14 protein-coding genes and 4 pseudogenes are annotated in these 14947 nt (G+C 57.7%); 10 read left to right on the top strand and 8 right to left on the bottom strand.

All coding sequences use genetic code 11. The features are described from left to right. The first annotated feature begins 70 nt into the window (after window positions 1-70). The gene (locus GT370_RS00450) at window positions 71-334 is read left to right on the top strand and encodes a hypothetical protein (RefSeq protein ID WP_270183716.1); all 264 of its coding nucleotides are present in this window, start codon (window positions 71-73) and stop codon (window positions 332-334) included. A gap of 89 nt (window positions 335-423) precedes the next feature. Here GT370_RS00450 and GT370_RS00445 read toward each other — a convergent pair whose 3' ends face one another. After that, the gene (locus GT370_RS00445) at window positions 424-1503 is read right to left on the bottom strand and encodes an IS5 family transposase (RefSeq protein ID WP_083878918.1); all 1080 of its coding nucleotides are present in this window, start codon (window positions 1501-1503) and stop codon (window positions 424-426) included. Window positions 1504-1635: 132 nt separating this feature from the next. Here GT370_RS00445 and GT370_RS00440 point away from each other — a divergent pair, with 132 nt between their 5' ends. Then, window positions 1636-1764, top strand: a complete 129-nt coding sequence (locus tag GT370_RS00440; protein WP_270183715.1) for a hypothetical protein — start codon at window positions 1636-1638, stop codon at window positions 1762-1764. Between the two features lie 22 nt (window positions 1765-1786). Next, complete coding sequence (locus GT370_RS00435) at window positions 1787-2230, top strand: hypothetical protein (RefSeq protein WP_008495829.1); 444 nt, start codon at window positions 1787-1789, stop codon at window positions 2228-2230. Between the two features lie 21 nt (window positions 2231-2251). Here the strand turns inward: GT370_RS00435 and GT370_RS00430 are convergent. Then, window positions 2252-2991 (bottom strand): annotated as a pseudogene (locus tag GT370_RS00430) (IS5 family transposase). Window positions 2992-3224: 233 nt separating this feature from the next. Between GT370_RS00430 and GT370_RS00425 the strand changes: the two are divergent. The 3 genes and pseudogenes from GT370_RS00425 to GT370_RS00415 all read left to right on the top strand — a co-directional run bounded on the left by GT370_RS00425 (window position 3225) and on the right by GT370_RS00415 (window position 5976). Then, the gene (locus GT370_RS00425) at window positions 3225-3542 is read left to right on the top strand and encodes a hypothetical protein (RefSeq protein WP_270183714.1); all 318 of its coding nucleotides are present in this window, start codon (window positions 3225-3227) and stop codon (window positions 3540-3542) included. Between the two features lie 132 nt (window positions 3543-3674). Next, a pseudogene (locus tag GT370_RS00420) lies at window positions 3675-4753 on the top strand (IS5 family transposase). A gap of 530 nt (window positions 4754-5283) precedes the next feature. Beyond that, window positions 5284-5976, top strand: coding sequence for a zinc ribbon domain-containing protein (locus GT370_RS00415; RefSeq protein ID WP_270183713.1), 693 nt, complete (start codon window positions 5284-5286; stop codon window positions 5974-5976). 196 nt (window positions 5977-6172) lie between these two features. Here GT370_RS00415 and vapC read toward each other — a convergent pair whose 3' ends face one another. The 5 genes and pseudogenes from vapC to GT370_RS00385 all read right to left on the bottom strand — a co-directional run bounded on the left by vapC (window position 6173) and on the right by GT370_RS00385 (window position 9593). Continuing rightward, on the bottom strand, window positions 6173-6574 hold the full coding sequence (gene vapC, locus GT370_RS00410; protein ID WP_008495786.1) for a tRNA(fMet)-specific endonuclease VapC: 402 nt from the start codon (window positions 6572-6574) through the stop codon (window positions 6173-6175). Next, window positions 6574-6798 carry a type II toxin-antitoxin system VapB family antitoxin gene (gene vapB, locus GT370_RS00405; protein WP_039885769.1) on the bottom strand — a complete coding sequence of 75 codons (225 nt, stop codon included), beginning with the start codon at window positions 6796-6798 and terminating at the stop codon, window positions 6574-6576. Before vapB ends, vapC begins: the two co-directional genes overlap by 1 nt. Window positions 6799-6877: 79 nt before the next feature. Next, window positions 6878-8322 (bottom strand): annotated as a pseudogene (locus GT370_RS20645) (DUF6880 family protein). A gap of 423 nt (window positions 8323-8745) precedes the next feature. Next, window positions 8746-9267 carry a Gfo/Idh/MocA family protein gene (locus GT370_RS00390; RefSeq protein WP_270183710.1) on the bottom strand — a complete coding sequence of 174 codons (522 nt, stop codon included), beginning with the start codon at window positions 9265-9267 and terminating at the stop codon, window positions 8746-8748. Further along, window positions 9264-9593: a Gfo/Idh/MocA family oxidoreductase gene (locus tag GT370_RS00385; protein ID WP_270183709.1), complete on the bottom strand. Its 330-nt coding sequence runs from the start codon at window positions 9591-9593 to the stop codon at window positions 9264-9266. Before GT370_RS00385 ends, GT370_RS00390 begins: the two co-directional genes overlap by 4 nt. A gap of 97 nt (window positions 9594-9690) precedes the next feature. Here GT370_RS00385 and GT370_RS00380 point away from each other — a divergent pair. The 4 genes and pseudogenes from GT370_RS00380 to GT370_RS00365 all read left to right on the top strand — a co-directional run bounded on the left by GT370_RS00380 (window position 9691) and on the right by GT370_RS00365 (window position 13118). Then, a protein-coding gene (locus GT370_RS00380) for an IS3 family transposase (RefSeq protein WP_270183331.1) occupies window positions 9691-10838 on the top strand; the annotation gives its coding sequence in 2 pieces (ribosomal slippage) (window positions 9691-9940 and window positions 9940-10838; 1149 coding nt in all). A 35-nt stretch (window positions 10839-10873) separates the two neighbouring features. Beyond that, window positions 10874-11017 carry a hypothetical protein gene (locus GT370_RS00375; RefSeq protein WP_270183708.1) on the top strand — a complete coding sequence of 48 codons (144 nt, stop codon included), beginning with the start codon at window positions 10874-10876 and terminating at the stop codon, window positions 11015-11017. Between the two features lie 339 nt (window positions 11018-11356). Continuing rightward, window positions 11357-11812: a response regulator transcription factor gene (locus tag GT370_RS00370; protein WP_008495874.1), complete on the top strand. Its 456-nt coding sequence runs from the start codon at window positions 11357-11359 to the stop codon at window positions 11810-11812. A gap of 227 nt (window positions 11813-12039) precedes the next feature. Then, window positions 12040-13118: pseudogene (locus GT370_RS00365) on the top strand (IS5 family transposase). 145 nt (window positions 13119-13263) lie between these two features. Here GT370_RS00365 and GT370_RS00360 read toward each other — a convergent pair. After that, on the bottom strand, window positions 13264-14676 hold the full coding sequence (locus GT370_RS00360) for a transporter (RefSeq protein ID WP_008495783.1): 1413 nt from the start codon (window positions 14674-14676) through the stop codon (window positions 13264-13266). Window positions 14677-14947 lie beyond the last annotated feature (271 nt).

The raw sequence follows: 14947 nt of genomic DNA, 5'->3' as shown, positions 1-14947 counted from the left end.
AAGAGTTCCCTCGCCGTGACGTGATGCTTCCGAGCCTTGCGTTGAATGTGATGAAGACCCGTGTGCGCATTTGCACAAGGGCAATGGTGGAGGCAAATACAGGGGCGGCGCGCATGGAGAAACCAAGGAGCCCAAAGGTGATGGGCTGGATTCTCATCATATGCCAGCCGCTCAGGCCAACGAGGCAGGAGGTGGGCCAGCGCGGGATGATGGACCGGCAATTCAGATGGAACCGGAGGACCACAAAGATACGATGAGCAATGGCTCCGGCGAAGACGCGAAACTCTATAGCAGTTTGCTGAAAAACCCCGAAACTTGGTTTTATTTTTTCTGATTTAGCTTTGGGGCCTGGATTTTGGTTCAAGTGATTGAAGTTTCTTGCCGGTTTCTGGACTTTTTTCGTCCAGCGGACAGACTCGTCCCTTATATTGCCACCATTTTTGGAATGCGTACCAGATTATAGGCGATCAGGTTGAGCATGAAGGTGCCGGCGACCCGCGCAACGCCGCGCAGCTTGGTCTTGCGCATCGTGCCGTGCTGCTTGCCCCAGCCGAATATGCACTCGATCATCGCCCGGCGGGTCTGCGACATCGCATAACCGGGATGGCGCGTGGTGCGTCCGTCAATCGCGCTGCGGCGGTGCCTGCCGGTTTTGGTCTCACCGTTGTTTTGTGTGACATGCGGTGTCACGCCGGCGTCGCGCAGATTGGCGACATGATCGGCGGTATCGTAAGCCTTGTCTTCGCCTACGGTGATCCGCCCGGCGGCCGACTTGGCTTTGGCTTTCAACATCGCTTCCGAGGCTTCACGCTCAGCCGTGCCTGTGGCCTGGGTCACTCGGCCACCCACCGCCAAGCCGTGCCGGTTGTCCATCAGCGCGTGCCCCATATACGAAAGCTTTGCCTCCCGCCCAGCGGCCTTGCGGTACAGCCGGCTTTCCGGGTCGGTGGTGCTGGCATGGGTATCGTTCTTACGCTTCTGACCGTGGAAATCCGAACCATCATCGTCGCTGCCATCCTTCGGCCGGAAGCTCTTCTGCGACGCCCACGCCTCGATCAGCGTGCCGTCCACCGAGAAATGCTCATCCGATAGTAGCGGCGTCACCCGCGGGTGGTTCAGCAGCCGGCTCATGAATTTCTGGAATATATCGCCGTTCTGCAGGCGCTCGCGGTTCTTGCTAAACGTGGTCGGGTTCCAGACCGGATCATCCGGGGATAAGCCCACAAACCAGCGGTACAGGAGATTATAATCCAGTTGCTCCATCAACTGCCGTTCCGAGCGAATCCCGTACAGCACCTGGATCAGCAGCGCGCTCAGCAATTGTTCAGGCGGCACCGAGGGCCGGCCTTCCCTGGAATACAGCCAGGCAAAGCTGCGGCTCATCTCATGCAGAACATCCCGCACCAAAGCACGGATCGCTCGCAACGGATGGGTCGCCGGAACCCGTGTTTCTGGTGAAACATACGAAAACATCCCGCCCTGATCTCGAAAAGAACCCCGCACCCCACGCCTCACAAAACCTGCCAGCCAAAGTGAATCACATCATAATCCCGGCCGCCAGGAGTTTTTCAGCAAACTGATAGAGCCAAGCAGGCGCAATTGGTCAGGGAAGGAAAGCTTCTGGATGCAGCCAAAATGGATATTGAGGATGTCAAAAAAATTGCCGCCGAATCTGGAGAACCCGAAAAATATGACCAAGCGTTGAAGGAAATGCAAGATTATGCAGAATGCCTGCAAAATCAAATCGACAAGAAAAAATCTTAATTTAAAACAGAAGGAATTGAAGATGCAGTGGATAATCGATCCGTATAGAGGAGCCGGTAAGATCCAATTTGGAATGAGCGTATCGGACATTGAGACGATATGCGGCAGCTTCAGGAAAAAGACCGAAAGGCCTTCTGGAATTCTGTCTTGCTCTTTCAAAGAGATCGAATATCCTACGTTGAATTTTCGGAGTGATGCCCTTGTTCATATGGACTTCGGGTGGAGAACGGAAGCCGTTTACGTCGGTGGATTAGATTATTTCCATGCTAATCCGGAAATATTTTTAGAGGAGATTCGAAAGCAAGATTCAGAGCTTTGGATCGATATAGAAAATTCTTTTTTGTCCCCCAAATATGGAATAGCGTTTGATCGAATTGGTCTTGAGGAAAGCGACAAAGTCATCGGTGCTTTTTCACGGATGGAGATGGAGTCAATGATCAAGAAGTTTGGCGTCAGGCAGTTTTGATTGTCCATTTTAGAACGCCTTTCAAAACCTCTGATGTAAAGCTCGCAGGCATATCAATGAGCAAGCCAATTTTGTGAGGGCGAGATGGATGTCTTGGCGGCGCTCGTAGCGGATTGTCAGCCGGCGGAAGCGATTGAGCCAGGCGAATGCCCGTTCGACAAGCCAGCGATGGCGCCCGAGCTTTTCCTTGCTCTCGACGCCTTTTCGCGCGATGCGGGGCAAGATGCTACGCCGGCGGCACGCCTTTCGGCAGCGTGGATAATCATAGCCTTTGTCGGCGTGGAGCTTCTTTGGCCGTTGAAGGGGACGGCCCGGCCTGCCGCGAATCGCGGGCATGGCATCGAGCATTGGTTCGAGCATGGTGCTGTCGTGGACATTTGCGCCGGTCAGTTTCACTGCGAGAGGAATGCCGAGCCGGTCGGTCACAAGATGCCGTTTCGTCCCCGGCTTGCCGCGATCCGTTGGATTTGGGCCCGTGGCAGAGCCCCTTTTTTTGCCGGAATCGAGGATGAATCCAGGCAGACCCGGCCGAAATCTATCCTGTTCGCGCCAAGCAGACGGCGCAGCACCTCATGGTGCAGCCGCTCCCAGACACCCGCCTCCTGCCAGTCGCGCAGACGCCGCCAACAGGTGACACCCTAGCCGCAGCCAAGCTCCGGCGGCAAATCCTCCCACGCGATACCGCTGCGCAAGACAAACAGAATGCCGCTGAGCGCGGCCCTATCGGAAATGCGGGGCCGGCCACCGCGGGGCTTGGCCATGGGCGACGGAAGCAGCTATTCAAAGGTCGGCCAGAGGCCTTCGGGAATCAGAACAGAGGACATTCCCCTCTATGAACCAGCCGTTTCGCGTCGCGCAAGAGTTTTGAAAGGCGTTCTAAATCCGGTGACCCGCAAAAATATGATGAAGCCATAAAAGAAATGCAGCGTTACGTGGAGTGCCTACAAAACCAGATCAACCAAAACCGCCCCTGAACTGACCGAAAGGAAAACTGATGAAGTGGACAATTTCTCCAGATGAAGGAGTTTATCAAGACGGACATCACGTCATTAAATTCGGCATGAATTCTCTACAGGCGGAACGTGCACTCTGTCCGTACGAAAGCAAAATCGAACGGTGGTCCGAATATTTTAACGCTTATTTTCCTAGCGTTGAAACACCGATTTTGGGATCCAAAAATGACAGCCTCATTGATATTGGCTTTGGCTGGCGAACCGAGGCTGTATTTGTTTGCGGAATGGATTATTTTCATACCCCCCCGATTTTTCCTGGAGGAAATCGGTCGGAACGACAAAGATCTGAAGACCGATGACGACTATGGGATCTTTTCCCCCAAATTTGGCATTGCGTTCGATCTTCTCGATTTAGCAGTTTGCTGAAAAACTCCTGGCGGCCGGGATTATGATGTGATTCACTTTGGCTGGCAGGTTTTGTGAGGCGTGGGGTGCGGGGTTCTTTTCGAGATCAGGGCGGGATGTTTTCGTATGTTTCACCAGAAACACGGGTTCCGGCGACCCATCCGTTGCGAGCGATCCGTGCTTTGGTGCGGGATGTTCTGCATGAGATGAGCCGCAGCTTTGCCTGGCTGTATTCCAGGGAAGGCCGGCCCTCGGTGCCGCCTGAACAATTGCTGAGCGCGCTGCTGATCCAGGTGCTGTACGGGATTCGCTCGGAACGGCAGTTGATGGAGCAACTGGATTATAATCTCCTGTACCGCTGGTTTGTGGGCTTATCCCGGATGATCCGGTCTGGAACCCGACCACGTTTAGCAAGAACCGCGAGCGCCTGCAGAACGGCGATATATTCCAGAAATTCATGAGCCGGCTGCTGAACCACCCGCGGGTGACGCCGCTACTATCGGATGAGCATTTCTCGGTGGACGGCACGCTGATCGAGGCGTGGGCGTCGCAGAAGAGCTTCCGGCCGAAGGATGGCAGCGACGATGATGGTTCGGATTTCCACGGTCAGAAGCGTAAGAACGATACCCATGCCAGCACCACCGACCCGGAAAGCCGGCTGTACCGCAAGGCCGCTGGGCGGGAGGCAAAGCTTTCGTATATGGGGCACGCGCTGATGGACAACCGGCACGGCTTGGCGGTGGGTGGCCGAGTGACCCAGGCCACAGGCACGGCTGAGCGTGAAGCCTCGGAAGCGATGTTGAAAGCCAAAGCCAAGTCGGCCGCCGGGCGGATCACCGTAGGCGAAGACAAGGCTTACGATACCGCCGATCATGTCGCCAATCTGCGCGACGCCGGCGTGACACCGCATGTCACACAAAACAACGGTGAGACCAAAACCGGCAGGCACCGCCGCAGCGCGATTGACGGACGCACCACGCGCCATCCCGGTTATGCGATGTCGCAGACCCGCCGGGCGATGATCGAGTGCATATTCGGCTGGGGCAAGCAGCACGGCACGATGCGCAAGACCAAGCTGCGCGGCGTTGCGCGGGTCGCCGGCACCTTCATGCTCAACCTGATCGCCTATAATCTGGTACGCATTCCAAAAATGGTGGCAATATAAGGGACGAGTCTGTCCGCTGGACGAAAAAAGTCCAGAAACCGGCAAGAAACTTCAATCACTTGAACCAAAATCCAGGCCCCAAAGCTAAATCAGAAAAAATAAAACCAAGTTTCGGGGTTTTTCAGCAAACTGCTAGACGAAAGTGACAAGACAATATGGGCGTATTCGCGTGAAAAGCTGGAGCGGATTTTGGTGAAATGCAAGCTTTTCACGGACTTCTGACTATTACATCGACAGCAGCAAGGGGTCCGCTATGAGCGGCCTGACAGAACGATGGCCCAAATCAATGAAGACTTTGCTTATTGCATCAACAAATTCGGCCCGCTCGTGAATCGGGTGCCCCTAATAAATACGACCAGGCCTGGAAAGAAAGGCAAGACTGTGCGGAGTGTTTGCAAAATCAAATCGACAAAGACAGTTAGGCGGGATTTAATATGATTTAGACGATTCTACCCTTTGAAGGCATAGAAACTGTTAAGTTTGGCGCCTGTGACCGGCCCAAATTCTGGGAGACCCGCCGGGCCAGGCATTTGCTGACCGGCAAGCTGTTCTGCGCCAGTTGCGGCGGGACGCTCAGCAACCTTGGCCGCGACTATCTCGCCTGTGGCGCCGCACGCAGACTCGGTACCTGTTCCAACATGGCCAGCGTGCGCCGCCCGCAGCTGGAGGCTTCGGTGATTAAGGCCCTGCACGCCAATTTGATGGAGCCTGAGGCGGTACGGGAGTTCGTCGCCGAATTCACCGCCGAGTGGAACCGGCTGGCCGCCGAGAGCAATGCCGACCGGGCGCATGACCAGAGCCGCCTGACCACGATCGAGCGCAAGATCGGCAAAATCATAGAGGCGGTGATGGACGGCTTCCGGACCGAGGAGCTGAAGCAGCAATTGGAGAAGCTGTCACAGCAGAAAGCGCAGCTGCAGGCCCGGCTGTCGGCGCCCGCCAGCACGGCACCGTCGATCCACCCGAACCTGGCGGAACTCTACCGCCAGCGGGTCGAGACGCTTCAGGCCGCATTGGCGTCTGCCGACGGCAACAACAGCGCGGTGCTGGAGGCACTACGGAACTTGATTGAGCGCGTGGATGTCGGCCTGGGAACGCAGGGTGAACCGGAGATTATTCTCACGGGCGCGCTGGCGGCGATGGTCCGCCTGGGCCTGCCGGCTCCCCAACAAAAACAACGCCTTCGGTGCGAAGCACTGAGGGCGTTCCTGACTTGTTCATGAGTTCGGTAAAACTGGTTGCGGGGGCACGATTTGAACGTGCGACCTTCAGGTTATGAGCCTGACGAGCTACACAACAAACTATTGTTTTATTTGTATTATTTTAATATATTTTGGATTATGTGATAAATAATGCGCTAAAATCGGCGAATTCGTTACGGTAAATTCTGAAAAATGTGCTAGCCGGCGCGCTGCTCGGCTATTCCAGCCAGTCTTCAGACCTTAACCCCAACACACGCTGGAATTCGCCAAGATTACCTGTGACGACGATCAAGCCTCTGCTGCGCGCATGGCCGGCGATCATCAGATCATATGGTCCGATCACATTACCCAGCCGCTCAAGATCGCCGCGTATCTCGGCGGTATGGGCCGCCGCCTCACTGTCGAAAGGCAGCACCGTCAGGCGCCCAGCAAAATGCTCGACCTCGCGGCGGATGCGCGGCGGATCGTTCGAACGCTCAGCGCCATAAAGCAATTCATAGAGAACCACATCCGAAAGGCATAAGGCTTCGGCATTAGCATTGAAGCGCGTCCTCACCTCCTGCGGCCGATCCCTGAGCACACGGATGCAGAGGTTGGTGTCCAGCATATAGCGCAACATCAGAAACGCTCGCGCTCCTGCGCCACCGGCTGCACACGCTCGCCCAGATCAATCCCCGGCGCGTCAAAGAAATCATCCCAAGCCGCTTCGGCGGGCGCGATGATCCGGCGCGGGCCGTCGGGAACGATGACCACCTCGTGCACTCCCTCGGAAAATGCCACCGCCTTCGGCAACCGCACAGCCTGCGAGCGGTTGGAGAGAAAGAGTGATGTTCGCGCGAGCATGAGAACCTCATATATATCCAAGGCGGATATACAACGTCAGCTCGCCTCATTTCAATCCTTTTTGAAAGCTCACCGCCCCTCAGTCCAACAGGCTCCAGAACGAGCTCTTGCGGCCATGCTCGCGCCGCAGTCGTGCCACGTAAGCATCGTGCGGTTCCAGGCGCCCAAACGTCTTGATCCCGGCGGACAGGCTGGCGCAGCTCAGCAAATGCCGGGCGGCGTGCTTATAGCGGCTGGACCGGTTCTGGATGAGCGCGAAGTCGATCATCGCCCGCAGCACCAGCACGGCCGCCAGATTATGTTTGCCCGCCAGTGCCTCGGCAGCGGGGGTGAGAACTTCATAATAATCGCCATCAAGCTCTCTGGCGCGGTCCAGCACCATCGCCGCCGCGCGGTTCAGGTCCGGCCATGAGATCAGGAAGCCAAGCGCCCGCGGAAAATGATCGTGTTTCTTGACCAGATCCAGTACCTTCTGCTCCGCCTCGACATCGTCGAAATCAGCCAGACGCTTCAGATAGTCCCGCAAATGCGCGGGCGATAGCGCGCGCTCAAAGCAGCGCCAGCGTGCGTCCTGGGCCTGCGTGGCGTGGCCCATCGCCTCCAGAACCGCGATGCGGGCATCCTCCCACTCGACCTCCAGCCGATCCTCCCGAGCGTGCGGGCGGGGTACGGCTGCCTCGATGGCGCTCCAGGCCTCCTCCAACCGCCCTGCCGCCAGCAGGCGCTGGGCGATCTTGGCGGCGATGACCGGCACCTTGCGGGTTTTAACATCGTACTGCGTGATGAAAGCGTCAACGTCTCCTTGGGCGTCGGCAATTTCCTGGAGGGCCAGCTTTACCGTGCTGACGCGGGAGCTTTCTTCCATCTCATCCTGATAAATTGGCCCGGAGGCGCCGTAGCCGATCCTGATCCGGTCTTTCGCCGCGGGTGTCTCCACCGGGCGGTTCGACAGATCAGTCATGAGCTGTTTCAGATGATCCCGCCCCGCCTGCCCAGCGCCTTGGCCAGGGCCACGATAAGCCCATCATATTGGCCGTAATCATTGGCCAGCAGCGCCGTGAAGCTTTGCACCGCCAGCACCTGGGGCGAGGGCTTGGCCAGCACGGCGATGGAGCCGAGATCCTCACAGGCCTGGTGAAAAACCGGGCTGATATGACCATTGCTGTCATCGCAACGCGAAAAGACCGGATTCGCCAGCTCCATGAAGCGCCAGAGCAGGTCGAGCGCTTCCGTCGGGTCACGCTGGGTGATGGCACCCGCAATGGCCGCGCGCTGGGTTTCAAGATCAGCCGCCAGGGGCTTGATGGCATGCCAATCGACGAAACTCCGCGCCCGGCCTATGGCGGCAAGGCGCTTGCGGACCTCCTTGCCCAGTTCGGCCGGGCTTTGCGCCCCCGCCAGCTCCATCCGCAACCTACGCTTCGCCGCGGCATCGCCGGTGCTGATCTCAATCAGCAGCGCGGCGAGACGTTCGGCCCCGAGCGCTTCCAGGTTTTTGGCGTTCAGCGTTGTCGTCTTGGCCATGCGGTGTCGGTCCTCTGTCACCTCGTCCTGGCTTGGTGGCATGTTTGGCTTTGGCCTGACAAGCCATGCCGGCACCACCTGACCTCACTCATCGTCCACGCTAAATCTCCCCATATACACCGTTTTTTTCGAATTCATCAGACATAGGCCGGTCTGACCCAGCCCGCCTGGCCGCCCTCATATGAATCCACCACCGCATCGACAAACGCCACGCCCCCTCAGCCCGTCCTCGCCAGTCGGCACCGCCTGGCCGATCAGCCCCGGCGCGCGCGCCTCGCGCCGCGCCCGAATCGCCTCGGCGAAGCCAGCATAAAGATTCGCAAACGCCTCGATATAGCCTTCGGGATGGCCGGGCGGGGTGCAGGTGCCCGTCCGAGCTTGATCGTCACCGGCCGCCCGTGCACGGAGCGTGCAGCAAGCTATTCAGCTCTTCCTGATGCCAGGTTTCGCCGAAAACCCGCAGCCGCAGCCCGTTGGAACAACCAACCGCCAGATTCGAGGACCATAACAGCCCCGCGCCCCGCCGTGATAGCGCAGCATCACATGCGCATTATAGTGCAAAATGCGGCCCTCCACCAAGGTCGCCACGTCGGCGCAGAGCGCCTCCAGCTTCAGCCCGGTGACGAAGCCCGCGAGATGATAGGCGTGGGTGCCGATATCGCCGACACTGCCGCCGCGGCCGGAGCGTTTGGGATCGCCCCGCCAACTGGCCTGCTGGTTGCCGCCCTGCTCGATCGCGGTGGCCATCCATTCCAGCGGATATTCCACCTGCAAGACGCGTAGTTTGCCAATCTCACCGGCGGCGACCATCGCACGCGCCGCATGAATCAGCGGGTAGCCGCTATAGGTGTAGGTGACGCCGAGAAAGCGGCCGGTGCGCGCGGCGATTTCCACCAACGCCACCGCATCCGCGGAGGTCGTGGTCAGCGGCTTTTCGCAGATCACGTCGAAACTGGCTGCAAGGAACGCCGCCGCGATCGGGAAATGCGTATGGTTGGAGGGACGCAGATCGCCACCACGTCGATGCGATCGATGCGCTGGACCTCGGCCGCGATCATCTCGCGGTAATCGCCATAGGCGCGGGCGGGCTCGATGAACAGGCCAGCGGCGAAGGCGCGGCCTTTCTGCGCATCGATATCGAAGGCGCCGGCGACCAGTTCAAACTGGTCGTCGAGCCGCGCCGCGAAGCGGTGGATGCCGCCGATGTAAGCGCCATCGCCGCCGCCGACCATCCCCAGCTGCAACCGCATCGCCTTGATTTCACCCGTCATATCATGGATCTTTCTTATCTTCTGCAGCGCTCTATGAGCTGCTGCCGGTTTGGTGGACACGAGGATAAGATCGTGACCCATGAACCGGAGGACGAATATGGCGAGACGAAAGTTTGGAGCTGAATTCAAAACCGAGGCTGTAAAGCTGGTTACGGAGCGGGGCGTATCAGTTGCTCAGGCGGCGCGTGACCTGGATCTGGCGGAGAGCGTGTTGCGGCGCTGGATGCGTGAATTGGCGGCGGCGCCTGCGACGGCGTTCCCTGGCCATGGCCAGCAACGGGCCGATCTGGCTGAGATTGCGGCCCTCAAGAAGGAGGTCGCCAAGCTCAAGGCGGAGCGTGACATCCTAAAAAAGGCCGCGGCATTCTTCGCGAGAGAGTCGACGTGAAGTTTGCCTTCATCGCGAAGCACCGGCATATCTGGCCGGTGAGCTGGCTGTGTGCGGCTCTTGAGGTGTCGCGTTCCGGCTTCCATGCCTGGCTCAAACGGCCTGCCTGTGACCGGGCTGTGTACGATGGGAAGCTGGCGTTGGCGATCGACACGAGCTTCAAGGCCAGTGACAGAACCTATGGTGCGCGCCGCGTGTGGCATGATGTGCTCGAAGAAGGCCTGGCCTGCGGCTTGCACCGGGTTGAGCGGCTGATGCGCGAGAACGGCTTCCGGGCGCGCCCGAAGCGCCGGGCCAAGCCGAAGGACGAGGGCGAGCGTGCGGTGATCGCCGATAATATCCTTGATCGGAAGTTTGCCGCCGCCCGGCCAAACCAGAAATGGCTGGCTGACTTCACCTATATCTGGACCGCCGAAGGCTGGCTGTATGTGGCCGTGGTTCTTGACCTCTTCTCCCGGCGCATCGTCGGCTGGTCGATGAAGGCGGAACGCGATGCGGCGCTGGTCATGGATGCGTTGATGATGGCCGTCTGGCGCCGCGGCAAGGCCGACGCGCTACTTCATCATTCAGATCAGGGCTCGCAATATACCAGCGAGCAATTCCAACGCTTGCTGGCTGATAATGGCATTACCTGCTCAATGAGCCGGGCCGGCAATGTCTGGGACAACTCGGCAATGGAGAGCTTCTTCTCTTCACTCAAAACCGAGCGCACGGCTGCCAAAACCTACCGCACCCGTGACCAGGCCCGGGCCGATGTGTTCGACTATATCGAGCGTTTCTATAACCCACGACGCAGGCATTCGAAATTGGGCTATCTCAGCCCCATGGAGTTCGAGGCCAAGGCCGTGCTAGCTTAACTCGCTGTCCACCAAACCGGCAGCAGCTCAGCTTCGTGCGGCTTGATCAAAGCCGCAACACACCGGATCACGGGCTGGGCCTCCCGCTGGTACGCGCGATCGCGAAGCTCCACGTTGCCGAGATCGCCCTGCTGGATCAGGAACCCGGCCCGATCGTGCGAGTGAGCTTCCTGGTTTGACCTGAGGCTGAGATCATGATTGTTCGATGACATTTCGTCGTCAATAAATAGTGGAATTCCGCCGCATGCCGGGCTGCTGGAGCCGCGCTGACGAGGCGCGCAGGCTTGACGATGATTTGCCCACCCGGCAGAGGCCAGCTGAACAGGCCGAGACCTGCTTTCCTTGGCGCGGCGACACGAAACGGCAGACCTTATGTTGAGACCTGACCCGCAGTAGGCTGGTTGTCTGATTCGGGGGCGCGCATGGCATCTCAAAAGATTCTGCTGATTGAGGACGATGCCGAGGCGGTGCGTATGGTCAAAACAGCGTTGCGGCGTGAGGGGCATTGAGTAACCGCAGTGGTGGACGGCCATGCCGGGCTGCTGCAGGCCAGTAGCAGCTTCTGGGACCTGCTGATCGTGAACCGGATGTTGCCGCGTATCGGCGGTCTTGCGCTGGTGAAGGCGCTGCGTGAGACATGCGTACAAACCCCGGTGCTGTTTCTCACGTCGTTGGACGGAATCGAGGATCGTGTCGAGGGCTTGCGGGCTGGCGGAGATGATTATCTGATCAAACCATTTTCCGTTGCCGAACTTTCGGCGCGGGTTGAGGCCGTAGTGCGCCGCTGCCGGCCGCCGGGGGGCGCGCAATATATGCAGCTTGAGGATCTATGCCTGGACAGCCTCGCCCGCCGCGCCACCCGCAGTCCGCAAATATTGTCGCTGACGCCGCGCGAATTCAAGATACTCGAATATATGAAGCGGTTTGCGGGCCAGGTGGTCACGATGTGTCAGTCGTCGAATGATTTGAGATAATTGGCTGCATGCTTTAACGGAGGTGTTGGCTCACCTGTTGGGTTAAAAGTTTAACATATTATCGGCGAACGGCGCTCCATTGAATGGTTTTTAGAGCCCGTACCAGCCGCCTTCAAAGCGGTGGAGCGCAATCAAAAGCGCCGAGTTTTAGCAGTTTGCTGAAAAACTCCTGGCGGCCGGGATTATGATGTGATTCACTTTGGCTGGCAGGTTTTGTGAGGCGTGGGGTGCGGGGTTCTTTTCGAGATCAGGGCGGGATGTTTTCGTATGTTTCACCAGAAACACGGGTTCCGGCGACCCATCCGTTGCGAGCGATCCGTGCTTTGGTGCGGGATGTTCTGCATGAGATGAGCCGCAGCTTTGCCTGGCTGTATTCCAGGGAAGGCCGGCCCTCGGTGCCGCCTGAACAATTGCTGAGCGCGCTGCTGATCCAGGTGCTGTACGGGATTCGCTCGGAACGGCAGTTGATGGAGCAACTGGATTATAATCTCCTGTACCGCTGGTTTGTGGGCTTATCCCGGATGATCCGGTCTGGAACCCGACCACGTTTAGCAAGAACCGCGAGCGCCTGCAGAACGGCGATATATTCCAGAAATTCATGAGCCGGCTGCTGAACCACCCGCGGGTGACGCCGCTACTATCGGATGAGCATTTCTCGGTGGACGGCACGCTGATCGAGGCGTGGGCGTCGCAGAAGAGCTTCCGGCCGAAGGATGGCAGCGACGATGATGGTTCGGATTTCCACGGTCAGAAGCGTAAGAACGATACCCATGCCAGCACCACCGACCCGGAAAGCCGGCTGTACCGCAAGGCCGCTGGGCGGGAGGCAAAGCTTTCGTATATGGGGCACGCGCTGATGGACAACCGGCACGGCTTGGCGGTGGGTGGCCGAGTGACCCAGGCCACAGGCACGGCTGAGCGTGAAGCCTCGGAAGCGATGTTGAAAGCCAAAGCCAAGTCGGCCGCCGGGCGGATCACCGTAGGCGAAGACAAGGCTTACGATACCGCCGATCATGTCGCCAATCTGCGCGACGCCGGCGTGACACCGCATGTCACACAAAACAACGGTGAGACCAAAACCGGCAGGCACCGCCGCAGCGCGATTGACGGACGCACCACGCGCCATCCCGGTTATGCGATGTCGCAGACCCGCCGGGCGATGATCGAGTGCATATTCGGCTGGGGCAAGCAGCACGGCACGATGCGCAAGACCAAGCTGCGCGGCGTTGCGCGGGTCGCCGGCACCTTCATGCTCAACCTGATCGCCTATAATCTGGTACGCATTCCAAAAATGGTGGCAATATAAGGGACGAGTCTGTCCGCTGGACGAAAAAAGTCCAGAAACCGGCAAGAAACTTCAATCACTTGAACCAAAATCCAGGCCCCAAAGCTAAATCAGAAAAAATAAAACCAAGTTTCGGGGTTTTTCAGCAAACTGCTAGAACGTATTGTCAAAATAGATTCATCCGCACCGGCACTTCGATCAGAATTTTCGCGGCCGGCGCATAGGGCCCCACGCCAATGCCCACCCCTATATTCACGCTCGTACGCTGCGAGAATGCATAGCCGAGACCGAAATTGAATGTCCCGAAATCGTAGGCCGATCCGGCGATCTTCCGCCCACCCGCAGATGCAGGAAACACGTGCTCTTCTTGATAGCTCAAAGACATCGAAGCCTTATCATTCAACGCGAATCCCAACCCGAACGTGGCGGCCAGGGCCATGCCGGGCGAGAGATTTATCGGTGCGCCAGGGCCGCCGCCGGTGTTGGGGATGGTGAATGTATGGCTGAAATTCTTGATGTATTGAATATTGGCGAACAGCACGCCAGGGGCCGTGGGATAGAAGACCGACAAGCTGGGTTCCAGCGCGTAAAAGCCGGTGCCAGTGGGCAGCTTCCTTGCGACGCCGTATAAAAGTTGGTCGTTGGTATTGATCGCGTTGTAGATCGGCACCTCGTATGGATTTTGTCCGGTTGCGGTCTTGAAGGTCAGATTACCGACGAAGACCGGCCAGCCATTATTGCCACTATTGAACTGGTAGGATGTCCCAAACTGAATATCGCCGATGCTGGCGGCGTTGGCACTGGCAGTCAGAGGGCGCGCATCGGCACCCGCCTGTTGCGCTATGGTACTACCCCAGCCCATCACAAATGGTACTTTCAGATTGATCTCCCATCGGCTCGTGAGTCCATAACGCAACGTCAGAGCGGGCATTAAATAGCGTTGATCCACGTGAGAAATGAAAATATTACCAAAGGTAATCCCGGGTATGATCGTGAACCCGTTAAGATTGAGCTGGTTCTGGGTCCAGTAATCATATTCCACGGAAGGATCGATCACCAGCTGACCCTTTGGTGTCAGCACGCCGCCCGTACCTGTAAGCACGGTGGAGGATTGCAGGATCACTTTAGTCTGTTCCTGCCGGCTTTGCTGCTGCTTCTCCTCCTGCTCGGCTCCCGCGGTTTCGGCGGGCGCTTGGTCTTGCGCGGCCGCTTCCTGCTCTGGCTGTTGCTTCTGCGGCTTGGTGGTTCCAGCAGCACGCAATTGCGCCATCTCCTGGTCAAGCAACTGCTGTTGCTGCTGCAGCTGCAAAGCCTGCTTTTCGAGCTGTTGCTCGACTTTCTGAAGCTTCGTCCGTTGCGCCGAGATGGATTCTTGAAGCACCGCGATATTATCCGCGGTAGACTGTGCTTTTCCGGGCTCCATCACCGCCATGCAAAACAATAAAGATAATGGCCAGACCGCTATACGGGGCTCGCCCGCGATCGAAAAAAATACCGGGGACGGCGATTTCTGATTCGGTTTTGCTAACAGCGCCGTATTTTCAGAACGGTGAAAGAATATTTTAGAGGTCGCCACCATGATAAGCCTCCTTATTTCTCTTATCACTATTTTAAGGAGCCTTCTAATCCAAACACCTGTTGAACGCCACACGCAATTGTCCGTTTTGAACATGAGAAAATTCGAAAATGATACGCTTAAGCATTACAGTTTTCGTAAACCCTTTACAGTTTCTTGGTTCTCTCCATCTTCCAACGCAGCCTGAGCTGCATCCACCAAAGCCCTGAAATTTCATGCCATATAAATCTTAAGCCGAAACGAGATAAGTTGGCACAGGACTTGCTGGATATGT

Source organism: Acidocella sp. MX-AZ03, from assembly GCF_027626035.1.
GTDB lineage: Bacteria > Pseudomonadota > Alphaproteobacteria > Acetobacterales > Acetobacteraceae > Acidocella > Acidocella facilis.
This window is presented reverse-complemented; position numbering and strand designations above follow the sequence as displayed.